The sequence below is a fragment of the Mucilaginibacter rivuli genome, assembly GCF_019391655.1.
GTDB lineage: Bacteria > Bacteroidota > Bacteroidia > Sphingobacteriales > Sphingobacteriaceae > Mucilaginibacter > Mucilaginibacter rivuli.
Genome location: NZ_JAHXPQ010000007.1, coordinates 77682 through 102362 on the forward strand (window position 1 = coordinate 77682; position 24681 = coordinate 102362).

The window sequence follows — 24681 nt, forward strand, 5'->3', positions numbered from 1 at the left end:
AATTACAATAGCATACTAAAGCATAGTTCGGGCACTTGTATATTCTTTATAACTTTGCGCCCCAATGATGAAGATAGCTATAAATGGTTTCGGCAGGATAGGCAGGATATTCCTGCGCTCAGTATTGGATAACAGCCGCATCGATGTTGTTGCCATTAACGACCTGACTGATACCGCCACCCTTGCCCATTTGTTCAAGTATGATTCCGTTCATGGCGGTTTTAAAGGCGATGTTAGCTTTGATGACGAACACCTCATTATCAACCAAAAGAAAATCCGCGTTCTGGCCGAAAAAGACCCGCTTCAATTACCGTGGGCCGCAATAGATATTGATCTGGTTATCGAGTCCACCGGCAAATTCGCTTCCCGCGAAGGAGCAGAGCAACACTTAAAAGCCGGAGCGAAGCAGGTGATCATATCTGCCCCATCTACCGACAGGGATGTACCTACCGTAGTGTTGGGTGTAAATGACGGTATGGTCGATATCACATCGCCCATATTATCCAACGCATCATGCACCACCAACAACGTGGCTACCATGGTGAAGGTGCTGGATGATAACTGGGGCATTATAGATGGCTACATCACCACCGTACACTCTATGACAGGCGACCAAAACCTGCACGACGCGCCACATAAAGACCTGCGCCGTGCACGTGCCGCATCGGCATCCATCATCCCAACAACAACAGGGGCGGCAAAGGCCATCACCAATATCTTCCCGCACCTCAATGGTAAGCTCGGCGGCGCCGGTATCCGTGTTCCGGTACTGAACGGCTCGCTTACCGATTTTACCTGCAGTCTAAAAACCACGCCAACGGTTGATGAGATAAACGCGGCCTTTAAAAAAGCTACCCTTAACGGGATGAGGGATATCCTTGAATATACCGAAGACCCAATTGTATCGGTTGATATACTGGATAACCCGCACAGCTGTATCTTCGATTCAAAGCTTACATCCGTAGTTGGCGGCCTGGTAAAGGTTGTGGGCTGGTACGATAACGAAATGGGTTACTCCAGTCGCCTTGCCGATCTGGTAAACCAAATAAGCTTATTAAAATGATCAGATTTGTACAGTTGGAGGATATCACCTCCATCCGCAACATCGTTTTGCGCGAAGGCAAAATGCCACCCGGCCAGCCACGTTTCCCGTCGGATGATGTAGAAGGCATCTTCCACCTCGGCTATTTTGTTGGTGATGAACTGGCCTGCGTAGCTTCCTTCCACCCCGAAAGCTATGGCGAGTTTACCGGTACAGGCTACCAACTGCGCGGCATGGCTACATTAGAAGCTTACCGCGGAAAAGGCTTTGGCAACCAATTGCTCAACTTTGCCATTGTTTACCTTAAGGGCCAAAAGGCCAACTACATCTGGTGCAATGCACGCAAAAATGCCCTCAAATTTTACGAGAGCATCGGCTTCGAGATCATCTCCGATGAGTTTGAAGTACCCGGCATTGGCCCCCACAGGGTAATGTACCTCAAGATCCAATAGCCAAAAGCAACGGGCTGTGCGATTCCCCTCTTGAGAGGGGTGGAGGGGTGTGTCATTAAAAGAGATCAATCATCCTCCTTTTTCAAACAATAATTCCATAATCAGGATTTATTTCGGAATTTGGCGCTGAACAAATCAACAACAACAAACCACACCAAATGAAGACAATAGATCTGATCAACTTCTCCGGAAAAAAGGCCCTTATCAGGGTAGACTTTAACGTTCCGTTAGATGACGACTTTAACATAACCGACGATAACCGCATTACGGCTGCTTTACCAACCATCAAAAAGATACTTGCTGATGGCGGCTCGGTGATTTTGATGTCGCACTTGGGAAGGCCAAAAGATGGTCCCACCAACAAGTACTCATTAAAGCACATCGTGCCACACCTGTCCGATCTGCTGGGCCAGGAAGTTGAATTTGCCGATGATTGCATTGGCGACGACGCTGCTCAAAAAGCCAAAGCCTTAGGTGCCGGCGAAGTGCTGCTGCTCGAAAACCTCCGCTTCTATAAAGAAGAAGAAAAGGGCGATAAAGACTTTGCCGAAAAGCTATCTAAACTGGGTGATGTTTACGTGAACGATGCCTTTGGTACCGCTCACCGTGCGCATGCCTCAACAGCTATTATCGCTCAGTTCTTTCCTGATGCCAAATACTTTGGTTACCTGATGGCTGGCGAATTAGCCAATGCCGAAAAGATACTGAACGGTGCCGAAAAGCCTTTTACCGCTATTATGGGCGGCTCTAAGGTTTCGGATAAGATCCTCCTCATCGAAAAGCTGCTTGATAAAGTCGATAACCTCATCATCGGCGGCGGTATGGCTTATACTTTCGCTAAAGCGGATGGTGGCACTATCGGTACTTCCTTGGTGGAGTTGGATAAGCTTGACCTCGCGACAAGCATCGTACAAAAAGCAAAGGATAAAGGTGTTAAGCTATACCTGCCAACTGATACCGTTATAGCCGACAGCTTCTCTAATGAAGCAAAAACAGAAATAGCGCCAACCAAAGCTATTAAAGACGATTGGATGGGATTAGATATTGGCCCTAACACCCGCGCGGCATTTGCTAAGGTAGTCGAAGAATCTAAAACTATCCTTTGGAATGGCCCAATGGGCGTATTCGAAATGGAGTCTTTTTTACATGGTACCAAAGCAGTTGCCGAAGCTGTAGTTAAAGCTACCGAAAACGGAGCATTTTCGCTGATTGGTGGTGGCGATTCTGCCGCGGCTGTTGCTAAGTTTGATATGACCGACGATGTTAGCTACGTATCAACAGGTGGCGGTGCTTTGCTGGAATACATGGAAGGTAAAGAACTGCCCGGCGTTAAAGCCATCAACGAATAGGTTACATATTACTATATTTAAAAAGGGCAACCCAAAAGGTTGCCCTTTTTGCGTAAAAATGCTATTTTAGCGTTAACTGATTTCATGATGAAAAAACACTTACTCCTTATCGCGCTGTGCGCGCTCATTACCTGTGCCTTTGCACAGCAACCCGGCTTCGTAGCACCCGATGCCCAGTACATTAAAGACAATTACACCAAAACGGAATACCAGATACCCATGCGCGATGGTAAAAAGCTCTTTACCTCGGTATATGTGCCAAAAGACAAATCCAAAGAGTATCCCATCATGATGGATCGCACCTGCTATAGTGTTGCCCCCTATGGTGCGGGCTATAAAAGCAGCCTTGGCCCCTCATCGTTGTTTACACACGATGGATACATCTTTGTTTATCAGGATGTACGCGGCCGCTTTATGAGCGAAGGCATCTACGAGGAAATGACTCCCGAAAAGGATACCAACCCAACCAGCAAGGTAACCGACGAAGGTTCTGACACCTATGATACCATTGATTGGCTCATTAAAAACATACCCGGCAATAATGGCAAAGTAGGAGTGTGGGGTATATCCTATCCCGGCTTTTACTCAACTACCGCGCTGCTAAGCCGCCACCCTGCGCTGGCCTGTGTATCACCGCAGGCACCAATTGCCGATCTGTGGCGCGATGACGGCTGGCATAACGGCGCATTTTTTCTTGCGGCCAACTTTAGCTTTTACCCCGGCTTTACTAACCGTCAGGATGGCACACCAACTCAGCGGCGTGGTGGCCGCTTTGATGCCGGCACAGAAGATGGCTACCAATTTTATCTCAACATGGGTTCGATGAAGAACACCAATGCTAAGTACTTTAAAGATAGCATCCGCCTTTGGAACGAGATGATGGATCACCCCGACTACGATCAGCACTGGAAAGACCGTAACGTGCTTACCCATCTCACCAACATCAAAACCCCGGTACTGGTTACCGGCGGCTGGTATGATGCCGAAGACCTTTACGGTGCCATCAATACCTGGAAAACGATTTCAAAGAACAATCCCGGTACACCGGCTTACTTCTGCATGGGCCCCTGGGTACACGGCGGTTGGGCGCGTGGCGATGGCGACCACCTCGGCGATGTTGATTTTGGTCAGAAATCCGGCCCTTACTATCGCGAGGGCATCGAGTTCAAGTTCTTTAGCCATTATTTGAAGGGGATTGATCTCAACATCCCGCTGGTATCTACTTTCGAAACAGGCTCTAATCAATGGAAGACCTACAAAACCTGGCCACCTGTTGAGGCTAAAGAGCAAAACCTGTATTTCCTTCCCGGAGGTAAGTTGTCCTTCGATGCGCCAAAGGCCCTCGCGGCTTTTGATGAGTTTGTGTCCGATCCGGCTAAGCCCGTACCTTTCTGGAACGGTACCGATATGGATATGCGCCGCGAGTACATGACTGCCGACCAGCGCTTTGCCTCAACACGCCCCGATGTATTATCTTATCAAAGTGCTGTTCTGGATAAGGATGTTACCCTTGCCGGGAATATCTGGGCCAACCTTAAAGTATCAACCACAGGTACCGATGCCGACTTTATGGTAAAGGTGATCGATGTGTATCCTGATAGCGCCAAAAACAACCAGTGGACGGGCAAGGATGTGTACATGAGCGGCTACCAGCAAATGGTGAGGAGCGAGGCCATGCGCGGTAAATACCGTGTTAACATCAGCAAGCCTGTGCCGTTCATCCCCGGCAAGGTAAGCCCGGTTAACTTTGAGCTGCAGGATATTTTGCACACCTTTAAAAAAGGCCACCGCATAATGGTACAGGTGCAAAGTACCATGTTCCCCCTGGTTGACCGTAACCCCCAAACCTTTGTTGATATTATGAAAGCCAAAGAGAGCGACTTTAAGAAGGCAACGCACCGTGTTTACACTAATAAAGCGCAGCCAAGTTTTTTAAAAGTAAGGGTGCTTAACTAAACCTGTGCAATACATTGGGGAAAAGTGGGCAATGGTTTCCATAACTAATAGGTTTCTTTATTTGTGATAAAAATGAATAAACCCTGTTTTTAAGGCGTTTAGGCTGTTTTTTCGTAATTTTTGCGCAATCGGTATATAAATTGCCTATATTTACATATGTGTTTGGTTTATTTAAATTAAAAGGAAACCTAATAAAGCAGTATCCCGTATAAATTGAAAAATGCAGCAAATATCAATATGAAAACACTTAAACTTACTACAACAGCTATAATAGCCCTGCTGTTTTTTGTGGCAACTACAGTAAAAGTATCAGCGGCTACAACAACCACTACCACCACAACGCCTACTTACGGTGCTACTACTACAAGCACTAACAACGGTAATGGTAACGGTAATGCCTATGGTCAAACTGATGGAACTCAGGGCAACGGTAATGGTAATGGTGGTGTAGGTAACGGTAATGGAAACGGTAACCAGGATCACTTACCAATTAACAACGGCATTATCTTTTTATTGGTAGCCGGTGTTGCTATTGGCACTAAAGTGGTAATGAGCCGTGTTAAGCAATTAAAGTTACAAGCACAAAAAGCATAATTATTTACTAAAATATTCGGCTGTTTTAGCCGGAGCAAGGCAGGCTGTTTAGTTTGCCTTTTTTTATTTTATATTTATACCTGTAAATAATAATAACTATTTAATGAGTGGCGCTACTTTACAATCAAAATGGAACCAGGTACCCAAAGCTGTAAAAGTTTTTTTATCCAGGGCATTGATCATTTTGGTAGTATGGAAAATTCTTTACCTGGGTTTTTTAGCGCCTCACCGTACTTTAGATGCCCCGCTAACCTATTCTGTAGCCAGCCTCACAGCAGGGGCCTTAAACCTTTATACGCATTCAAAAGCATATACTTCAAAAACTACCTCGCGTAGCTATAAAACAGAAACAGGTGCCATTGGTTACGTTTACGAAGAAGCCATATGCATTAATGGTAAAATTGTAGTTTACATAGAGGATGCCTGTAACGGGCTCGAACTTTTTGTGCTCTACATCAGCTTTATCCTTATTTTACCTTCGGCTGCTAAATATAAAGCAGGTTATACCATATTGGGTGTTATTGCTATTTATGCAGTCAATGTATTCCGTTGCGCTATGGTGGCCTATATGGTTCTTTATTACCCCACCCATGCCGATTTTGCCCATCATTATGTATTCGCCTTTATCGTATACGCTTTCATTATTGCGTTGTGGCTGGCTTATTCAAACAAAGTATCTTTAAGCAATGACAGCAACCCCAACTAAGCGCACCTATCTTATCGCGGGTTTTGTCGCTATCGTAGTGCTTTACTCGCTGTACAATATTTATTTGGTTGATGTAAGCTATTATAACCAGATCCCCCGTAAAGTAAGGCACATCGCGCGCTTTGTTTCTATACTTATGGTTTATGGTATTGGCATCTTTACACTAACAAAATATGTAGAAGGCTGGGTGATCAGCCTTTGGAACGGCATTTACCTCATAGCTGTGGCGCTGTTGCTCCTTATCGGGATATATGATTGGAGCATTGGCGGCGCTTCATCCCAAATACGCAACATAGCCAACACCCTCCACGAGTTCCTCATTTCGCCCATGTTGTTCATCGCCCTCTACATCATCCACACCAAGCTGCTCCGCAGATCTGTTTAATGTGCGGATGTGTAAATGCTTTCTTGACTCCTGACTCTCGACTCGCCTTAATTTATTATTACAAAATTTACAAATGGGATAAATGACATTCAACTTTATCACTACTTTCCTTTAAACGTTTCAATTTCCTTACAGTCTAACCCAAATACAATATAGCAACATAAAAGGATAAAAATTCAGATTTCCGAAATCTTTATGCCTTTCTGTTGCGTATATTATAATGTATAAAACTGTATTTGCATGAAACCTACCTTACAAAGCAAAAACAACATCACTATCGGGGGAAACCTCAATGCCGCGACAACACTGGTATTTGCGCATGGCTTTGGTACCGACCAAACTGCCTGGGATACTGTAAAACAAGCCTTTAAAGATGATTATAAGCTTGTTTTATATGATAACGTAGGCGCCGGCAACGCCGACCCAAAGGCCTATAGCCCCATAAAATACAATACCTTAAACACCTATGCCGATGATATGCTGGCCATAGCTGCCGATCTGGAGCTAAACAACGCTGTAGTTATAGCCCACTCGGTAAGCTCTATGGTAAGCCTGCTTGCCAGCAACAAAGCACCACAATATTTTTCAAAAACATTGTTCATAGGCGCCTCGCCTCGTTACCTTAACGATGAAACCCAAAGCTACATCGGTGGTTTTACCCAGCCCGTGCTCGATGGTATGTACGAAACCATGACCACTAACTATTACGCGTGGGTAAGTGGTTTTTCGGCAGCGGCCATGGCTAACCCCGATAAACCGGAACTGGGCGAAAGCTTTGCACGCAGCCTGGGTGCCATCAGGCCCGATATCGCGTTATCTGTTGCCAAAGTGATTTTCGAGTCGGATGTTCGTAAAGAGCTGGCAAAGCACCAAAAACCAACCATGCTGCTGCAAACCAAACATGATATTGCTGTACCGTCAGATGTGGCGCATTATCTTAACACTAACATCACCAACAGCGATTTGAAGTTTATTGATGCCGAAGGCCATTTTCCGCACATCAGCGCGCCGGGGCAGGTAATAGAAGCTATTAAAGCATTTATTTAGTCCGATACAAAAATACCTGTCTGTGCAGCAACACGATAACATAAACTGGGCAAAATGCGCCCTTAATTTTATCGGCAAATTTGGCCTGTCCGATGATTATCAGGACTGGGGCACAATTATGCGGCAAAGCATGCTGCACCTTAAAATTTTGGCTGCGGCTGATAATGTGCTGCTGATAAAAAATGAGGATGCCATAACCGCGCGTGTAATTAAACCCGGCCAGGCAGATAGCGATGTGTTATATACCGATCCGGCCAACGTTAAAATTTTTAATGGCGGCAAACTACCCCTGTATTATCAATTGCCCGTAACTGGTTTCGAGCCTGAGTTGCTGGAGTTGATCGGTAGTACCTCTTCCTTACTGGTGCTGCCCGTTAAGCAGTTGGATATCAATAGCTATATTCTTATCAGTTGGAAAGAAACCTTCGATTTTAATGAAGATTTTAAAGAGTTTGTAAGCGCCTGTCTCAACAAAATAAACGAACGTGTTAAGCTGGCTCAAACCTTTTACTCGCTCGAAGAGCTGGAAGTGCGTTTCAATGCTATCCTGCAAACCGTGCCCCAAAGCATGGTATTTGTTGATGACAGCGGCAATAACAGCTGGATAAACGGCCCCGCGGCAAAACTGTTTAACCTTACGGGAGGTAATGTGCCGCCCGACCAGCTATCGGTTGCCATGCAGCAATTGCGGAACAGGGCAAGTAATAAAGAAGAGATCTTTAAGCGCGGGATGGAGCTCTTCAAATCCAAAGATAAAACAGTTACCGACTGGCAATGGATATTTACCGAACCCGAAACTTTTGTGCTCAATGTGTGCTGTACGCCAACAGTATCACAACACATTAGCGGCGTATTGTGGACCTTTGAAGACATCACCCGACAATACCTGTACGATGAGAACCTGAAAGAACTCAACGTACAGCTCGAAGAAAAAAGCCGCCTGGCCGATCAGCAAAACAAAGCCAAATCGGAGTTTTTGGCCAACATGAGCCACGAGATCCGCACGCCTATGAACGGCGTTATCGGTATGACGAGCCTGCTACGCAATACCGAACTGAACGAAGAACAATTTGATTTTGTAGAGTCGATACGGCTAAGCGCCGATACCCTGTTGGAGATCATCAACGAAATCCTCGATTTCTCCAAGATAGAATCGGGCAAGCTGGAGCTGGAAGAGCACCCTTTCCTCATCCACAAAATTGTAGAAGAAACGTACGACCTGCTCGCAGTAAAGGCCCACGAAAAGGATATCGACCTGCTCTATATGATCGAACCGGAAGTACCCATGGAAGTACTGGGCGATATGACGCGCCTGCGCCAGATCGTGGTGAACCTGGTAGGCAACGCCATCAAATTTACCGACCAGGGCGAAATCCTCACCAGCATAAAATTAGCCTCAAAAACAGGCAGCAGCTACGAGCTTGAATTTGCTGTGAAAGATAGCGGCATTGGTATCCCGGCAGATAAAATGCACAAACTGTTCAACTCCTTCTCTCAGGTCGATTCATCCACAACGCGCAAGTACGGTGGCACCGGTTTGGGCCTTGCCATCAGCGCCCGCCTTATCGAAAAAATGAACGGCCGCATTTGGGTGGAGAGCGAAGTGGGTAAAGGCACAACCTTCAGGTTTACCATACAAATAAATGCCAATACTGAGGTCAAGGAGTATAAACCCATTACGCTGCAAAAAGACCTGCTCGGCAAAACCGCCCTTATTATCGATGATAACTTTACCAACTTGCGTATCCTGAAGGGCCACTGCGAACACTGGGGCATGCAGGTGGATACATTTGACAACGGCCCCGATGGAATAGCCGCCATGGCCAACCGCAAATACGATATTGTGGTGATAGATATGCTGATGCCCAACATGAATGGGATGGATGTAGCTAAGCTGATCGTTCAAAAATATGGCAATAACATACCGCTGGTATTGTTCAGCTCGGCAGGGCATTATGCTGCAGAGTATAAAGAAGATTTGAAACTGTTTGCCAAAGTATTGGATAAGCCTATTAAACCGGCCTACTTCCATAAAATGCTGCTCGAAAACCTGAGCGCGGTACCAAAACCTGAACGCAAGGCCCCGGTTGCAGCCCCAGCCCCGGTACTAACAGAATTGAGCACCGAAGTAAAGATATTGGTAGCCGAAGATAACCTCATTAACCAAAAGATAGTTACCAAGGCATTCCAAAACATCGGCTACTCCTGCGATGTGGTAGCCAACGGACTCGAAGTGCTTACATCCCTGAAAAGGCAATCTTACGACATCATTATGATGGACGTACAAATGCCCGAAATGGACGGCCTGCAAGCCACCCGTGAGATCATCAAAACCTACGGCGATAACCGCCCCTTCATCCTCGCCATGACGGCCGGCGCTTATGACGAAGACAAAGAAAACTGCCTTGCCGCCGGCATGGACGATTACATTATCAAACCCTTTGATTTTGATAACTTTTACTACAAGTTCAACCACTGGAAAAGCAAGCTCAATAAAGTGATCTAAGTACTTAAAAGCATTGGATTGTGCGATTCCATCTCAACGGAAGGGTTTAGGGAGGGGGGATGCGACATTGCATCGTGCAAATTACCCCTACCCGCCACTACACAAACAGCGGCACCCTTCTCCGAGGAAGGAGCTTTTTATAGCCTGTGGTCGGTGTTATCACCGCACCACAACGCATGTTGGTCGGGATTTATAATCCCCGACCTAAATAGCAGTGGATTTGCAATCCACGTAAAACATCCGAAACATCGCTACATGAAGGCGAATTGCCACCACATTGTCCCACCTGCGCTATAAATCTCTATCTTACCTGCGGCCAAATGCTGCTTAAGTACCTCATTTATTGTAGTATATGTTCATGTGTTATTTTAGTTAACATATATGATTTAGAGATGGGCGGTACTACCACTGAAGTTTCCTCCCACTTTACACCTAAAATAAAAAACTGCCTTTGCAGCTATTCTGGTGGGATTTTTATCTCATATCTAACATCTCCATACTAAAATCTAAAATATTTTCGTTTGTTGAAAACTTTTAGTGGGAAAAAGTGGTAGATAGTGGAAAATGTATCTACATTTACATATTAAAAAGTAGAGAACCGATAGGTATGTCCCATTTTTTAGGTGAATTTGATTGTAAACTGGACTCCAAGCTAAGGATGATGATCCCTGCTGGCCTCAAAAAACAGCTTCCCGAAGCTGAAGGAGAGGCTCTTGTCATCAACCGTGGGTTTGAGAAGCACCTGGTGATCTACACCCGAAAAGAATGGGGTAAAATTGTTGAGGACCTTAATCAGCTTAACCAATACGAAAAAAAGAACCGCGAGTTCATCCGTTACTTCACCCGCGGCGCTTCGTCGCTCAGTATTGATGCCGCCGGCCGGGTGCTTTTACCAAAGGCGCTGTTAGAGTATGCGGGCATTGGTTTGGATGTGGTGCTCTCTTGTCAGTTCAATAAAATAGAAGTTTGGGCGCAGGATGCTTACGATGCGCAACTGGATAACGAGCCCGAAAACTTCGCCAACCTGGCCGAAGAAGTAATGGGCGGCAAAGGAAAGGGGGAGCAAAATGGCTGAGTACCATAACCCCGTAATGCTTGCAGAGTGTATAGAGGGTTTAGCCATTAAGCCTTCCGGAAAATATATTGATGTAACCTTTGGCGGCGGCGGCCACTCCCGCGAGATACTGAAGCATTTAGGTAAAGATGGCTTGTTGGTTGCCTTTGATCAGGATGTAGATGCTCAGGCTAACGTCATAGCTGATGATCGCTTTGTGTTTGTTGATCAGAACTTCCGCTACTTAAAAAACTTTAGCCGTTTACATGGCGCTGTACCTGCGGATGGTATCCTGGCTGATCTGGGCGTTTCGTCGCATCAATTCGATCAGGCGGATCGTGGTTTTTCCACCAGATTTGATGCAGAGCTGGATATGCGCATGGATCAGTCAGCTACGTTAACAGCCAAGATCATCGTGAACAAATACGAAGAGGCTGAGCTGCACAAAATATTCGGCATGTACGGCGAGATCCAGAATGCAAAATCGCTTGCGCGGACTATAGTTACCGCGAGGTTAAATACACCTATCAATACCATCGCCGATCTGAAAAGTGTGATAGCGGGCTTGATCCCACGAGGCAAAGAAAACAAATACTTAGCGCAGGTTTTCCAGGCGCTGCGTATCGAAGTGAATCAGGAGCTGCAGGCCCTGCAGGAATTTTTGCAGCAAACGGTAGATGTGCTGGCTGTGGGCGGCAGGTTGGTGGTAATGAGCTACCACTCGCTCGAAGACAGGCTGGTAAAAAACTTCATCGCCAAAGGCAAGTTCAGCGGCGAGTTGGAAAAGGATATTTATGGTAATGATAACCGTCCGTTTAATGCCGTGAGCCGCAAGGCCATTGTGGCAACAGATGATGAGATAAAAACAAACAACAGGGCACGCAGTGCTAAGTTAAGGATAGCGGTAAAAAAGTAAAAGGTTATGACGAATCGTTTACGTGCGGAAATTGAGGAAGAGGTTGTGGTGGAGCGCAAGCCCGCTAAGGAATCAAGTCCCGAAAACTTTTTTACCAACCTGCTGGCCAAGGGTTTTATTACCACCGAGGCTGCAACTAGGGCTTTGCCGTTTATACTGTACCTGGCGCTGTTGTGTATGATATACATTGCCAATATGCACCTGGCCGATAAAAATATACGCCAGATAGAAAAAATTGGCAAAGAGGTAAAAGAGTTGAACTGGGACTATAAAACCACTAAAGCTGATTTGGCCTTTAAAAGCACATTAAGCGAAGTTGAAAAGCGTGCGGATACCCTGGGGGTAAAAGTATCACTGGATCCGCCGCAAAAATTAACCATCGAAGAGAATAGCGACAAATGAGTATCAGAACCAACATATTAGTAAGGGTTTACCTGGCGTTTGGGTTGATCTTGCTATTCGCCCTGGCGGTTGTTGTGCAACTGTACAGGGTTCAGTTCGTTCAGGGTAAAAAATGGAAGAGCATGGCCGATAGCATGTCTACCAAATATGTGAACGTAGAGGCTGCCCGTGGAAATATCTTCTCGGCGGATGGCAGCCTGCTGGCTACATCGGTACCCGAGTATGATGTGCACATGGATATGCTGGCAGGTGGTATTGCCGATGATCATGTTTTTTATAGCAAAGTAGATTCGCTGGCGCTTAAAATGTCGCAGTTTTATAAAGACAAAACACCGCAGGAGTATTCCCGCATGTTCCGCGATGCGCGTAAGGATAGCTCACGCTATGTGCTTATCCACAAAGCGGTAACCTATCAGGATCTGAAAGTGATCCGCAAATTTCCGTTGTTTAGTTTAGGCAGAAAGCAAGGCGGACTGATCGTGGATCAGAAAAACAGGAGGATACTGCCTTTCCGCTCACTGGCTTACCGTACCATTGGCTATAAAAACGAGAACGTTAAAAATCCCGTTGGCCTTGAAGGAGCTTACGCCAGTTATATTAATGGCGAAAACGGAAAACGTTTGGTGCAGCGTATTGCCGGCGGTACATGGCGCCCCGTTAATAACGGTGGCGATGAAGAGTATGCCGCTAAAGATGGCGCGGATATCATATCCACTATTGATGTGAACCTGCAGGATGCCGCGCAGGCCGCGCTTAAAAAACAATTAATATTTAACCAGGCAGATCATGGCTGCGTGGTGCTCATGGAGGTTGCTACAGGGCATATTAAAGCCATTGCCAATTTTACCCGTTCAAAAGATGGCGATTACCAGGAAAAGCTGAATTATGCTATTGCTGATGCTGCCGATCCGGGCTCGACATTTAAAATGGCGAGCTACATGACGCTTTTTGATCAGCATAAGATAGATACCAATACCATTATCAATACCATGGGCGGTAAATACAAAATACCCAAAGGCCCCATGATAAGTGATGTGGAGCATGATAACTACGAAATGACTGCTAAAAGGGCATTCGAAGAATCATCCAACGTAGCTGCTGCGCGTTTTGTTTATGATCATTATTATAATAGCCCGCAACAGTTTACCGATAAGCTTTACAGCTATCATTTGAACGAAAAATTAAAATTGCAGATCCCCGGCGAAGGTATGCCTGTTGTTAAAAATCCAAAAAATAAAAGCTGGAATAATAACTATACCCTTCCGGAGATGGCATACGGCTATGAAATGGCCATGACGCCTTTGCAGATGCTGGCCTTCTATAATTCGGTACCAAATAATGGTAAAATGATAGCGCCAATTTTTGTTAAAGAGATACGCCGTTTAGGAAATACTGTTGAGCAGTTCCAGGCCCGTGTCATCAATGAAAAAGTTTGTTCTGATGCCACGCTTGGTAAAATGCGCGCTTTGTTGGAAGGCGTGGTAACCGAAGGTACAGCTAAAAATCTCTTCAAAGGTGCGCGTTATACCGTTGCCGGTAAAACAGGTACAGCCCAAATTGCAAAACGTAATGCCAGCGGCAAAATAACTTTTGGTAATAAAGATGGCTCATCAACATATCAGGCTTCATTCTGTGGGTATTTTCCTGCTAATCATCCTAAATACTCCATGATTGTTGTAATTAATCATCCAACAGCGGGTTCATACCTGGCCGCATTGGTGGCGGGTCCGGTGTTCAGGGCTATTGCGGATAAGGTGTACAGCAGCGATCTGGATATTAACCAGGGTAACGCAACCCGCTTTGTAGGTAACACACAGCAGCCAAAAATTAAGACCGGCGATACCAAAGCGGCACAGCAGGTATTCAACAAATTGGGCATAAAACCCTTGTTCGCCAATAATACCGCCACTACAGTTGATACCAGTAACGGTGTGGCTTACGATGAAGAAAAATATAAAAAAGGTACTGTACCCGGCGTAACAGGCATGGGCCTCAGCGATGCATTATATGTAATGGGCAACGCAGGTTATAAAGTTACGGCACGTGGCAGCGGGGTAGTGGTAAGGCAATCAGTAACGGGTGGCAGCGCTATTCCTAAAGGGTCTAAAATATTAATTGAATTGGAATGAGGTTATTGAGCGACATATTAGCAGGCATACCCGCAACCGAGTTGCAGGGCAGCGCCGACATGGAGATCGTATCCATCGCTTTTGATTCCCGTAAGGTGATCAAAGGCTCGCTTTTTGTTGCCGTAAAAGGTACCCAGTCTGATGGGCATGATTTTATCGATACCGCTATCGCGAATGGTGCTTCTGCTATCATCTGCGAAGACCTGCCTGCGCATACCGCAGCCGAAGTCGCCTTTATCATGGTTGCCGATTCGGCCGCCGCGCTGGGTTTGGCCGCCGCTAATTTCTTTGATAAACCATCCGAAAAGTTAAAATTGGTTGGCGTTACCGGTACGAATGGTAAAACCACTGTAGCAACATTATTGTACCAGTTGTTTCGCGATCTTGGTTATAAATGTGGCTTGCTATCTACTGTAGAAAATCAGATCAACGGCCAGATCATCCCATCAACACATACCACGCCCGACCAGGTGGAGCTGAATAAGCTGTTGGATGAAATGGTGATAAAAGGCTGCGATTACTGCTTTATGGAAGTAAGCTCGCACGCCGTAGTGCAGCACCGTATTGAGGGTTTAACTTTTTCGGGTGCGATATTCACCAACCTCACCCATGATCACCTCGACTATCACAAAACGTTTGATAATTACCTGAAGGCTAAAAAAACTTTCTTTGATACATTGCCAAAAAGCGCTTTTGCCCTTACCAATATTGATGATAAGAACGGCGAAGTAATGCTACAAAATACCAAGGCTCACAAAAAAAGCTACGCCCTGAAAAGCATGGCCGATTACAGGGCTAAGATATTAGAGAACCAATTTGGAGGCCTGCTTTTGCAGATCAATAACGAGGAGGTTTGGTTTAAAATGGTAGGGAGCTTTAACGCATACAACCTGTTGGCAGTTTACGCAACCGCTATGCTTTTAGATCAGGATAAGGCCAAAGTGCTGGTATCGCTCAGTAAATTAAAGGGTGCCGAGGGGCGTTTCGATTATTTTATATCGCCCAACAAAGTGATTGGCATAGTTGATTATGCGCATACGCCCGATGCCGTGCAAAATGTGCTGAGCACCATTCAAAACATCCGTAAAGGAACTGAAAAGGTGATCACGATAATAGGTTGTGGTGGCGACAGGGATAAAACCAAGCGCCCGGTAATGGCAAAAGTGGCCTGCGAATGGAGCGATAAAGTTATTCTGACATCGGATAATCCACGGTCAGAAGATCCCGGCCAGATCATTAAGGATATGGAAGCAGGTGTAGGCCCTTCGCAGCAACGCAAAACACTAAGCATAGCCAACAGGCGCGAAGCCATCAAAACCGCATGCCATTTAGCCGAGCCCGGAGACATTATCCTGCTTGCCGGAAAAGGACATGAGAAATACCAGGAAGTAAAAGGCGTAAAAAGCCATTTTGATGATAAAGAAGAATTAATCAACGCCTTTAACCAACTAATCAATTAAACATGCTTTACTATCTGTTTAATTATTTGAATCACAATTTTAATATCCCGGGAACGGGTGTGTTTCAATACATCACGTTCCGTACGGCAATGGCGGTTATTACCTCTTTGTTTATTACTACGGTGTACGGCAGGAGGCTGATTGATTATTTGCATAAAAAACAGGTAGGCGAAACGGTAAGGAATTTAGGCTTAGAGGGCCAAATGCAAAAGCAGGGCACACCAACAATGGGTGGTATCATTATCCTGATGGGTATCCTCATCCCTACGTTGTTATTTGCCAAACTCGAAAATATTTATGTTATCCTGATGGTGGTAACCACTGTTTGGTTGGGTGCCATCGGTTTTTTAGATGACTATATCAAAGTGTTTAAAAAGAATAAAGAAGGTTTAGCAGGCAGGTTTAAGATAGTGGGGCAGGTAGGTTTAGCGCTCATTATTGGCTGGACAATGTACTTTAACCCCAATATTGTTACGCGCCAGGAAGTAAAGCTGCCTGTAAAATATGATTTGCCGGTATCATACCACATGCGTGGGAATAAAGAGGTATTAACGCAGGATGTTAAATCGACCAAAACCACCATGCCGTTCTACAAGAACAATGAGTTTGATTATGCCAAGGTGATCAAGTTTATGGGTGCCAAAACAGATCATTACTCGCTGTTGGTGTATATGATTTTTGTTATAGGCATCATCACTTTCATATCAAATGGTGCAAACCTAACCGATGGTATTGATGGGTTGGCAACGGGAACTTCGGCAATTATCGGGGTTACACTGGCTATACTGGCCTACGTATCGGGTAACACTGTTATTGCCGATTACCTCAACATTATGTATATCCCCGATTCGGGCGAGCTGGTGGTTTTTGCGGGTGCGTTTGTAGGTGCTTGTGTAGGCTTTTTGTGGTACAACTCGTATCCCGCCCAGGTTTTCATGGGAGATACAGGCAGCTTGGCCATTGGCGGTATCATCGCGGCATTTGCCATTATGATCCGTAAGGAGTTAATGATACCGCTGCTGTGCGGGATTTTTGTGATCGAGAATTTCTCGGTTATCATCCAGGTATCGTGGTTTAAATATACCCGTAAGCGTTTTGGTGAAGGCAGGCGCGTGTTTTTAATGTCGCCATTGCATCATCACTTTCAAAAACGCGGTTTCCATGAAGCTAAGATCGTTACCCGCTTCTGGATCATCGGGATCATACTGGCAGTAGTAACCATCATCACGTTAAAATTGAGATAGAACAGATTAATGACAGAGAACATAAACATATCATTTACACAAACCTCCCCGCAAGGGCAAAGACTTGTTGTGCTTGGTGCCGGCGAAAGCGGCGCAGGCGCGGCATACCTTGCCATGAAGAAAGGTTATGATGTGTTTGTATCTGATTTTGGGGCTATAGCCGATAAATACAAGGCTCAATTAAACGAGTGGGGCATCCGCTACGAGGAGCAGCAACATACCGAAGCCGAAATATTGAAAGCTGCCGAAGTAGTAAAAAGCCCCGGCATCCCCGATAAGGCGCCTATCATTAAAAAGCTGAAAGAAAACAACGTTTCCATCATATCCGAAATTGAGTTTGCGGGCCGCTATACCGATGCTAAAACCATCTGTATCACAGGTTCGAACGGGAAGACTACAACAACCAGCTTAACTTACCATATCCTTAAAAGGGCAGGTGTAAATGTAGGTTTAGCAGGTAACATAGGCAAAAGCTTTGCTTACCAGGTAGCCACGCAAAAGTTTGATTGGTACGTGCTCGAGATCAGCAGCTTTATGCTGGATGACATGTACAAGTTCAAGGCTGATATAGCGGTGTTGCTAAATATCACCCCCGATCACCTTGACCGTTACGATTATAAAATGGAAAACTACGTGGCATCAAAGTTCCGCATTGTGCAGAACCAAACCGCTGCCGACTATTTTATTTATTGTGCCGATGATCCTGAAACAATGAAGGGCATGGCTGAAAGAACTTTTAAAGCGAAACGATTACCCTTTTCAATTGAACACAAAGAAGAACCCGGCGCTTACCTCGACGGGCAACAGATCAATATACAAACCTCACCATTAGCACATTTTAAAATGTCATTAAACGAGCTGGCCCTGCAGGGCAAACACAACATTTACAACTCAATGGCCTCAGGGATAATCGCCAAAGTGCTCGAACTACGCAACGAAACCGTTCGTGAGAGCATGGCCGATTTCCAGAACATTGAGCACAGGCTTGAGTTTGTGGCCAATATCTCCGGCATCAGGTTCATTAACGATTCAAAAGCAACCAACGTTAACTCAACCTGGTATGCTCTGGAAAGTATGAGCAGCGATGTGGTACTGATATTGGGTGGTGTAGATAAGGGGAACGATTACGCCATGCTCACGGAGTTGGTGAAGCAAAAGGTAAGGGCAATAGTTTGTTTGGGTAAGGATAATAAGCGCATACACGATGCTTTCGAAGATGTGGTGGATATTATTGTGAACACAGCTTCGGCGTCCGAAGCAGCACTGGTGGCTTTCCACCTGGCCAAAAAAGGAGATACCGTATTGCTATCCCCAGCCTGCGCCAGTTTCGACCTGTTTAAAAATTACGAAGACAGGGGTAACCAGTTCAAAGCAGCGGTGAAAGAACTATAAGTAAAAAGTCCATGGACAATAGATGATGGTCCATGGTAACAAAACATAAAGTAAAAAACAACTATGGACTATGGTCCATGGACTATCGACAGAAGAATGGAACTAACAGAAGGTAAACAATACATAGCCACCATGCTAAGCAAAACCCGCGGCGACCGCTGGATATGGCTTATCGTTATTTTATTGTCTGTAATTTCTATGCTTTCGGTATACAGCGCCATTGGTACTTTGGCCTATAAACAAGGCCGCGTACCCGAGTCTATCCTGATGAAGCATTTCGCCATGATAGCCGCCGGTATTGCCTTGATGTATATTTCGCATAAATTGGATTATCGCTATTACGCAGGCATATCAAAACTGTTAATGGTTATTACCATACCCTTATTGTTTTATACACTGGTATTTGGCAGCCACATTAACGATGCCAGCCGCTGGATACCTATACCGGGTACAGGCTTAAGCTTCCAATCGTCCGATTTGGCAAAGCTTGCCCTGATAACTTACCTGGCCCGTTTACTATCGCGTAAGCAAGAAAACATTAAGGATGTTAAAGAATCCTTCATCCCCATTATGGGGTCGGTTTGCGTGGTGTTTATTTTGATAGCGCTGGCCAACCTTTCTACTGCGTTAATGTTGTTTGGTGTAAGCATTTTATTGCTCATCATAGGTCGTATCAGTATTAAACAAATAGCTATTGTATGTTTAGCCGGAGCCGTGTTATTGGCAGGTGTTGTTTTCCTGGGCCCGCGCCGCCACACTTACGCATCGCGTATGCACACCTTCCTGCACCACGAAAAAGCAAGTTCAGATAAAACATTCCAGTCTGATCATGCCAAAATAGCTATCGCTACCGGCGGTGTGCTTGGTAAAGGCATCGGCAAAAGCACCGAAGTAAATTACCTGCCCGAAGCCTACTCTGATGAGATATACGCCATCATTGTAGAGCAAACCGGCATGATAGGCGGCATTATATTAATAGGCCTGTATCTGTTCCTGTTGTTCAGGTGCGTAAGGATAGTAACCAAAGCGCCAAAAGCCTTTGGCGCATTACTGGCAGCGGGTTTAAGTTTCAGCTTAACCATACAGGCTTTTGCCAACATGGCGATAGCAACGGGTTTAGGCCCGGTATCGGGTGTGCCGCTTCCGCTCATCAGTATGGGTGGTACGTCTATCCTGTTTACCAGCATAGCGTTCGGCATCATCCTGTCGGTAAGTAAAGATAATGATGAGCCACGAAAAGTAGTAGTTGGAGAGATTAATGATAACGTTCAATTAGCATAAGGACAATGGCAAAAAGGATAATCATAAGCGGCGGCGGTACAGGAGGGCACATCTTCCCGGCTATTGCTATTGCCAATGCTTTGAAAAAGCTCGACCCGAAAACCGAGATCCTTTTTGTGGGCGCTAACGGCCGTATGGAAATGGAAAAGGTTCCGGCCGCGGGTTATAAAATTATTGGTTTGGATATCCAGGGTATCCAGCGCAAGTCCGTTGTTAAAAACCTGATGTTCCCTATAAAGCTGATCGGCAGCGTGCGCAAGGCATTGCAGATCATTAAAGATTTTAAACCCGATGCCGCGGTAGGTGTGGGTGGTTATGCCTCGGGTCCGTTATTGTATGCCGCAGGTTTGAAAGGTATCCCTACGTTAATACAGGAACAAAACTCTTACGCCGGTATCACCAATAAATGGCTGGGTAAAAAGGCTGATAAAATATGTGTCGCTTTTGATGGGATGGAGCAATTCTTTCCTGCATCAAAAATTATTAAAACAGGCAATCCCATCCGTAAAGATTCGGTAGATATCGAAAATAAACGGATGCAGGCGCTGGAGCTGTTAAAGCTTTCGCCGAACAAAAAAACAATACTGGTAACAGGCGGCAGCCTGGGCGCGGGTACATTAAACAAAAGTGTACTGGCAGGCTTGGATAAAATCATCGCTGCCGATGTGCAGGTAATATGGCAAACAGGCAAGTTCTATTATAACAGCATGATGGAGAAATTAGGGTCCGATCATAACCCCAACATCTGTATCATGGAGTTTTTAAACCGGATGGACCTTGCTTACGCTGCCGCGGATATCATCATTTCTCGCGCCGGGGCAGGTACCATTGCCGAGTTATGTGTGATCAAAAAACCGGTTATCCTGGTGCCATCGCCAAACGTAGCCGAAGATCACCAGACAAAGAACGCGCTGGCGCTGGTAGGTACAAACGCCGCGGCTTTTATCCCCGACAGGGATGCCGAGGCAAAACTGATTGATAAAGCACTGGAATTATTAAACGATAAAGACAAACAAAAAGAATTAAGCAAAAACATAGGCAAACTGGCAATGCCAAATGCCGATGAGGTTATTGCGAAAGAAGTTATCCAAATAACAAATAACAATTAAAGTAAGCTTCCCCGGTCCAAAAACGGGGAAGCTTTTAAAGAGAGAAAATGGAGTTGAGCAACATACAGCGGGTTTATTTAATAGGTATCGGGGGCATCGGTATGAGCGGCCTTGCACGGTACTTTAACCACCTGGGCTGTATGGTTTGCGGATATGATAAAACACAAACACACCTCACCGATGAGCTGCAAGCCGAAGGCATGCACATCGTTTTTGAAGACAAGGCTGAATTGATCCCTGCTGAGTTTCGCCAACCGGATAACGCTACGCTAATTATTTACACACCTGCCATCCCTAAAGATTCGGTTATCCTGAATTTTTTAAAGGGTAAAGGTTTCGATATCAAAAAGCGTTCGCAGGTATTGGGTATTTTAAGTAAAGGTTCATTCTGCGTCGCCGTTGCCGGTACACATGGCAAAACCACTACGTCGAGCATGATAGCGCATGTGCTTAAATCGTGTGGTAAAGATTGCTCTGCGTTTTTAGGCGGCATCGCGTCTAACTATAACACAAATGTGCTGTTCGGCAAAAGCAATATTGTGGTGGTGGAAGCCGATGAGTATGACCGCTCATTCCTGACCCTGCACCCGGATATCGCGGTCATCACATCAATGGATGCCGACCACCTGGATATATACGGCGATCATTCGCATTTAACCGATTCCTTCAAACAGTTTGCATCGCAACTGAAAGAAGGCGGAAAATTGATCTATAAAAAAGGTTTGCCATTGGATACTGGCTTAACATATTCGATAAAAGAAGATGCTGATGTAATGGCAAAGAATATCCGTATCGCAAACGGCTCCTTTTGGTTCGATTTTGATAACGGCACAGTTACCATAAAAGATATTGAACTCGGCATCGCGGGAACGCATAACGTGGAGAATGCCACTGCCGCTATACAGGCCGCGCTGTTTGTTGGCTGCGATCCCGAAGCGATAAAAGCCGCGCTGGTTTCTTTCCGTGGTGTTAAGCGCCGGTTTGAATATGTTGTTAAAACGTCGGAGCATATTTACATTGATGATTACGCGCACCATCCCGAAGAGTTGCGTGCTTGCATCTCATCAGTAAAAAAACTGTATCCAAATAAAAAGTTGACTACAATTTTTCAGCCGCACCTGTTTACCCGTACCCGTGATTTTGCCGATGGCTTTGCCGAGGTATTAAGCATGAGCGATGAACTGCTGCTGCTGGATATTTACCCGGCCCGCGAGCTACCTATTGCTGGGGTGGACTCGGCCATGCTGCTGGATAAAATGACTTTGACAAATAAACGCCTGTTAAGCAAAAGCGATGTTGTAGCAACGGTAAAAGCCGGGCAACCCGAACTGCTATTAACTGTAGGTGCAGGAGATATTGACACATTGGTTGAACCCTTAAAACAAGCTTTACATGTTTAAGAAACCAATTTGGCGTAAGGTTTTTATAGGATTGGGCTGGTTGACAACCCTAAGTGGCGTTATTGTGCTGATGAGTTTCATCAACATAAAAAAAGCCGAAGTGGTTTGTAAAGACATTAAGATATACATACCCGGCAGCCAGTATTTTATCGATAAGGAGGAAGTAGATAATATTCTGGGTGTACAAAGCGATGGCTTGATAGGCCGTAAAGTAGATAATATCAATATCCATTTGCTGGAAACCAAGTTGAAGGCTAACCCCTTTATTGAGTTTGCTAAGGTATATGTAGATATGGATGGTGTAATTATGGTCGAGATCAGTCAGCGCCAGCCCATTTTAAGGGTAGTTAACCGGTTCGATCAGGATTATTATATTGATCAGCATGGGTTAAAAATACCGCTATCGCCAAACTTTACCGCGAAGGTTTTGGTGGCAAATGGATTTGTGGATGAGTTGTTTGCAAATCGTGTAGATTCATTACATACTGATATTGCTAAGCAACTGTTCAAAACCGCAGATTTTATCCGTCGCGATTCTTTATGGAACGCGCAGATCGTACAGGTATATGTAGATCAGAACCATGAGTTGGAGCTGATACCGCGTGTAGGTAACCAAAGGATATTATTAGGTAATGCCGATTCGCTAAAGATAAAATTTGATAACCTGCTGGCTTTTTACAAACAGGCTTTGCCAAAAGTAGGGCAGGATACCTATAAAACAATAAACATAAAATACACCAACCAGATAGTTGGCGTAAAGAATACGATTTTAAAAACAGATTCGGCGGCTAAAGCCAAACCGGATAGCACCAAACAAGTAACAACACAATTACAACATTAATAGATCATTGATATGGACAAGGGTTTTACAAACGAAAAAAGTTCGCCAATTGTAGTAGGATTAGATATCGGTACTACAAAAATTTGCGCTATTGTTGGCCGCAGGAGCAAAAATGGTAAAATTGAAGTGCTGGGTATCGGCAAGGCGGAATCCGCAGGGGTTACGCGTGGCATGGTATCAAACATCGATAAAACCGTGCAGGGCATTATTGCCGCGGTTGATATCGCCAGCGCGCAATCCAATGTCGAAATTAAGGTAGTTAATGTCGGCATCGCCGGTCAGCATATCAAAAGCCTGCAGCACCGTGGTTTAATTACCCGTCGCGACCTGGCTTCAGAAATATCCCGCAAGGATATTGAAAAGTTGATAGAAGACATGTACAACCTTGTAATGCCCCCGGGCGAAGAGATTATCCACGTATTACCGCAGGAATTTACTGTGGATAACGAACCTGGTGTAAAAGATCCTATCGGGATGGCAGGTGTTAGGCTCGAAGCGAATTTCCATATCATATCGGGCCAGGTAACTGCTATTAAAAATATTGTAAAGTGTGTTAACAAAGCAAGTTTGGAAAGCCAGGAACTAATATTAGAGCCTTTGGCCTCGTCGGAATCTGTGTTGAGCGATGAGGAAAAAGAAGCCGGTGTGGTGCTGGTTGATATAGGTGGCGGTACTACCGATGTGGCCATATTCCACGAAGGTATTATACGCCATACCTCGGTTATTCCGTTTGGCGGTAACAGCATTACCGAAGATATCCGCGAAGGCTGCTCTGTAATGCGCAACATAGCCGAGCAATTGAAAACCCGTTTTGGCTCTGCTTTGGCCGATGAGAATAAAGACAATGAGATTGTTTGTGTACCGGGCTTACGTGGCCGCGAACCTAAAGAGATATCAGTTAAAAACCTTGCCTATGTAATACAGGCACGTATGGAAGAGATTGTAGAGCATGTGTACTATGAGATCAAATCATCCGGTTATGAAAAGAAACTGATTGGTGGTATTGTAATAACCGGTGGTGGCGCGCAAATGAAACACCTGCCACAATTGGTAGAGTATGTTACAGGTTTAGATTGCCGTGTAGGTTACCCTAACGAGCACCTGGCCAAAAACGAGGTATTACCAAAAGGTACTTACGAAGAGTTACAGAGCCCAACCTTTGCCACAGGTATTGGTTTGCTGATAAAGGGCATCCAGAAAATGGAAGATTCTGAGCAGCCTGTACATGTAGAAACCCGCATCGAAAAAGTAAAATATACCGAAGAGAAAAAGTTTGGTTTGTTTGGTAAGATATTAGAGACAGGGAAAAAATTTATTAAGGACGATATCAAAGACGAGGACTTTTTAAAGTAATTTTCAACAAAAAGCGACTTTTCCACATTATCAACGTTTGTGGATAAACTGTGTGGAAAAACG

General features: G+C 45.2%; 21 protein-coding genes. All 21 read left to right on the forward strand.

Annotated features, from left to right (window positions below):
• The first annotated feature begins 67 nt into the window (after nucleotides 1–67).
• The 21 genes from gap to ftsA all read left to right on the forward strand — a co-directional run bounded on the left by gap (nucleotide 68) and on the right by ftsA (nucleotide 24618).
• Complete coding sequence (gene gap / locus KXQ82_RS16225; protein ID WP_219489688.1) at nucleotides 68–1063, forward strand: type I glyceraldehyde-3-phosphate dehydrogenase; 996 nt, start codon at nucleotides 68–70, stop codon at nucleotides 1061–1063.
• On the forward strand, nucleotides 1060–1494 hold the full coding sequence (locus KXQ82_RS16230) for a GNAT family N-acetyltransferase (protein ID WP_219489505.1): 435 nt from the start codon (nucleotides 1060–1062) through the stop codon (nucleotides 1492–1494). Before gap ends, KXQ82_RS16230 begins: the two co-directional genes overlap by 4 nt.
• Nucleotides 1495–1652: 158 nt before the next feature.
• Complete coding sequence (locus KXQ82_RS16235; protein WP_219489506.1) at nucleotides 1653–2843, forward strand: phosphoglycerate kinase; 1191 nt, start codon at nucleotides 1653–1655, stop codon at nucleotides 2841–2843.
• Nucleotides 2844–2927: 84 nt separating this feature from the next.
• Nucleotides 2928–4799: a CocE/NonD family hydrolase gene (locus KXQ82_RS16240; protein WP_219489507.1), complete on the forward strand. Its 1872-nt coding sequence runs from the start codon at nucleotides 2928–2930 to the stop codon at nucleotides 4797–4799.
• A gap of 237 nt (nucleotides 4800–5036) precedes the next feature.
• A complete protein-coding gene (locus KXQ82_RS16245; protein WP_219489508.1) occupies nucleotides 5037–5393 on the forward strand; it encodes a hypothetical protein in 357 nt (118 codons plus the stop codon).
• A gap of 103 nt (nucleotides 5394–5496) precedes the next feature.
• Nucleotides 5497–6099, forward strand: a complete 603-nt coding sequence (locus KXQ82_RS16250) for an archaeosortase/exosortase family protein (RefSeq protein ID WP_219489509.1) — start codon at nucleotides 5497–5499, stop codon at nucleotides 6097–6099.
• Nucleotides 6080–6484, forward strand: a complete 405-nt coding sequence (locus KXQ82_RS16255) for a hypothetical protein (RefSeq protein ID WP_219489510.1) — start codon at nucleotides 6080–6082, stop codon at nucleotides 6482–6484. The genes KXQ82_RS16250 and KXQ82_RS16255 overlap by 20 nt, the downstream gene beginning before the upstream one ends.
• 240 nt (nucleotides 6485–6724) lie before the next feature.
• On the forward strand, nucleotides 6725–7531 hold the full coding sequence (locus tag KXQ82_RS16260) for an alpha/beta fold hydrolase (RefSeq protein ID WP_219489511.1): 807 nt from the start codon (nucleotides 6725–6727) through the stop codon (nucleotides 7529–7531).
• A gap of 22 nt (nucleotides 7532–7553) precedes the next feature.
• Nucleotides 7554–10037, forward strand: coding sequence for a hybrid sensor histidine kinase/response regulator (locus KXQ82_RS16265; RefSeq protein WP_219489512.1), 2484 nt, complete (start codon nucleotides 7554–7556; stop codon nucleotides 10035–10037).
• Between the two features lie 607 nt (nucleotides 10038–10644).
• Nucleotides 10645–11112, forward strand: coding sequence for a division/cell wall cluster transcriptional repressor MraZ (mraZ, locus tag KXQ82_RS16270; protein ID WP_219489513.1), 468 nt, complete (start codon nucleotides 10645–10647; stop codon nucleotides 11110–11112).
• Nucleotides 11105–12007, forward strand: a complete 903-nt coding sequence (gene rsmH, locus KXQ82_RS16275; protein WP_219489514.1) for a 16S rRNA (cytosine(1402)-N(4))-methyltransferase RsmH — start codon at nucleotides 11105–11107, stop codon at nucleotides 12005–12007. Before mraZ ends, rsmH begins: the two co-directional genes overlap by 8 nt.
• A gap of 6 nt (nucleotides 12008–12013) precedes the next feature.
• Nucleotides 12014–12409 (forward strand): FtsL-like putative cell division protein, encoded by a 396-nt coding sequence (locus tag KXQ82_RS16280; protein WP_219489515.1) that lies wholly within the window; start codon nucleotides 12014–12016, stop codon nucleotides 12407–12409.
• Complete coding sequence (locus KXQ82_RS16285; protein ID WP_219489516.1) at nucleotides 12406–14538, forward strand: PASTA domain-containing penicillin-binding protein; 2133 nt, start codon at nucleotides 12406–12408, stop codon at nucleotides 14536–14538. Before KXQ82_RS16280 ends, KXQ82_RS16285 begins: the two co-directional genes overlap by 4 nt.
• Nucleotides 14535–15998, forward strand: coding sequence for a UDP-N-acetylmuramoyl-L-alanyl-D-glutamate--2,6-diaminopimelate ligase (locus tag KXQ82_RS16290; RefSeq protein WP_219489517.1), 1464 nt, complete (start codon nucleotides 14535–14537; stop codon nucleotides 15996–15998). The genes KXQ82_RS16285 and KXQ82_RS16290 overlap by 4 nt, the downstream gene beginning before the upstream one ends.
• A gap of 2 nt (nucleotides 15999–16000) precedes the next feature.
• Nucleotides 16001–17242 carry a phospho-N-acetylmuramoyl-pentapeptide-transferase gene (gene mraY, locus KXQ82_RS16295; protein ID WP_219489518.1) on the forward strand — a complete coding sequence of 414 codons (1242 nt, stop codon included), beginning with the start codon at nucleotides 16001–16003 and terminating at the stop codon, nucleotides 17240–17242.
• Between the two features lie 9 nt (nucleotides 17243–17251).
• Nucleotides 17252–18634 carry a UDP-N-acetylmuramoyl-L-alanine--D-glutamate ligase gene (gene murD, locus KXQ82_RS16300; protein ID WP_219489519.1) on the forward strand — a complete coding sequence of 461 codons (1383 nt, stop codon included), beginning with the start codon at nucleotides 17252–17254 and terminating at the stop codon, nucleotides 18632–18634.
• Between the two features lie 96 nt (nucleotides 18635–18730).
• Nucleotides 18731–19915, forward strand: a complete 1185-nt coding sequence (locus tag KXQ82_RS16305; RefSeq protein ID WP_219489689.1) for an FtsW/RodA/SpoVE family cell cycle protein — start codon at nucleotides 18731–18733, stop codon at nucleotides 19913–19915.
• Between the two features lie 5 nt (nucleotides 19916–19920).
• Entirely contained in the window at nucleotides 19921–21024 is a 1104-nt protein-coding gene (gene murG / locus KXQ82_RS16310; RefSeq protein WP_219489520.1) for an undecaprenyldiphospho-muramoylpentapeptide beta-N-acetylglucosaminyltransferase, read from the forward strand.
• A gap of 47 nt (nucleotides 21025–21071) precedes the next feature.
• Complete coding sequence (gene murC / locus KXQ82_RS16315; RefSeq protein ID WP_219489521.1) at nucleotides 21072–22424, forward strand: UDP-N-acetylmuramate--L-alanine ligase; 1353 nt, start codon at nucleotides 21072–21074, stop codon at nucleotides 22422–22424.
• Nucleotides 22417–23265 carry a cell division protein FtsQ/DivIB gene (locus KXQ82_RS16320; protein ID WP_219489522.1) on the forward strand — a complete coding sequence of 283 codons (849 nt, stop codon included), beginning with the start codon at nucleotides 22417–22419 and terminating at the stop codon, nucleotides 23263–23265. The genes murC and KXQ82_RS16320 overlap by 8 nt, the downstream gene beginning before the upstream one ends.
• Before the next feature lie 12 nt (nucleotides 23266–23277).
• Complete coding sequence (gene ftsA / locus KXQ82_RS16325; RefSeq protein ID WP_219489523.1) at nucleotides 23278–24618, forward strand: cell division protein FtsA; 1341 nt, start codon at nucleotides 23278–23280, stop codon at nucleotides 24616–24618.
• Nucleotides 24619–24681: the final 63 nt, after the last annotated feature.

Coding starts and splice junctions, on each gene's coding strand:
- gap (WP_219489688.1), top strand. CDS start 68: ATGAAGATAGCTATAAATGGTTTCGGCAGGATAGGCAGGATATTCCTG.
- KXQ82_RS16230 (WP_219489505.1), top strand. CDS start 1,060: ATGATCAGATTTGTACAGTTGGAGGATATCACCTCCATCCGCAACATC.
- KXQ82_RS16235 (WP_219489506.1), top strand. CDS start 1,653: ATGAAGACAATAGATCTGATCAACTTCTCCGGAAAAAAGGCCCTTATC.
- KXQ82_RS16240 (WP_219489507.1), top strand. CDS start 2,928: ATGATGAAAAAACACTTACTCCTTATCGCGCTGTGCGCGCTCATTACC.
- KXQ82_RS16245 (WP_219489508.1), top strand. CDS start 5,037: ATGAAAACACTTAAACTTACTACAACAGCTATAATAGCCCTGCTGTTT.
- KXQ82_RS16250 (WP_219489509.1), top strand. CDS start 5,497: ATGAGTGGCGCTACTTTACAATCAAAATGGAACCAGGTACCCAAAGCT.
- KXQ82_RS16255 (WP_219489510.1), top strand. CDS start 6,080: ATGACAGCAACCCCAACTAAGCGCACCTATCTTATCGCGGGTTTTGTC.
- KXQ82_RS16260 (WP_219489511.1), top strand. CDS start 6,725: ATGAAACCTACCTTACAAAGCAAAAACAACATCACTATCGGGGGAAAC.
- mraZ (WP_219489513.1), top strand. CDS start 10,645: ATGTCCCATTTTTTAGGTGAATTTGATTGTAAACTGGACTCCAAGCTA.
- rsmH (WP_219489514.1), top strand. CDS start 11,105: ATGGCTGAGTACCATAACCCCGTAATGCTTGCAGAGTGTATAGAGGGT.
- KXQ82_RS16280 (WP_219489515.1), top strand. CDS start 12,014: ATGACGAATCGTTTACGTGCGGAAATTGAGGAAGAGGTTGTGGTGGAG.
- KXQ82_RS16285 (WP_219489516.1), top strand. CDS start 12,406: ATGAGTATCAGAACCAACATATTAGTAAGGGTTTACCTGGCGTTTGGG.
- KXQ82_RS16290 (WP_219489517.1), top strand. CDS start 14,535: ATGAGGTTATTGAGCGACATATTAGCAGGCATACCCGCAACCGAGTTG.
- mraY (WP_219489518.1), top strand. CDS start 16,001: ATGCTTTACTATCTGTTTAATTATTTGAATCACAATTTTAATATCCCG.
- murD (WP_219489519.1), top strand. CDS start 17,252: ATGACAGAGAACATAAACATATCATTTACACAAACCTCCCCGCAAGGG.
- KXQ82_RS16305 (WP_219489689.1), top strand. CDS start 18,731: ATGGAACTAACAGAAGGTAAACAATACATAGCCACCATGCTAAGCAAA.
- murG (WP_219489520.1), top strand. CDS start 19,921: ATGGCAAAAAGGATAATCATAAGCGGCGGCGGTACAGGAGGGCACATC.
- murC (WP_219489521.1), top strand. CDS start 21,072: ATGGAGTTGAGCAACATACAGCGGGTTTATTTAATAGGTATCGGGGGC.
- KXQ82_RS16320 (WP_219489522.1), top strand. CDS start 22,417: ATGTTTAAGAAACCAATTTGGCGTAAGGTTTTTATAGGATTGGGCTGG.
- ftsA (WP_219489523.1), top strand. CDS start 23,278: ATGGACAAGGGTTTTACAAACGAAAAAAGTTCGCCAATTGTAGTAGGA.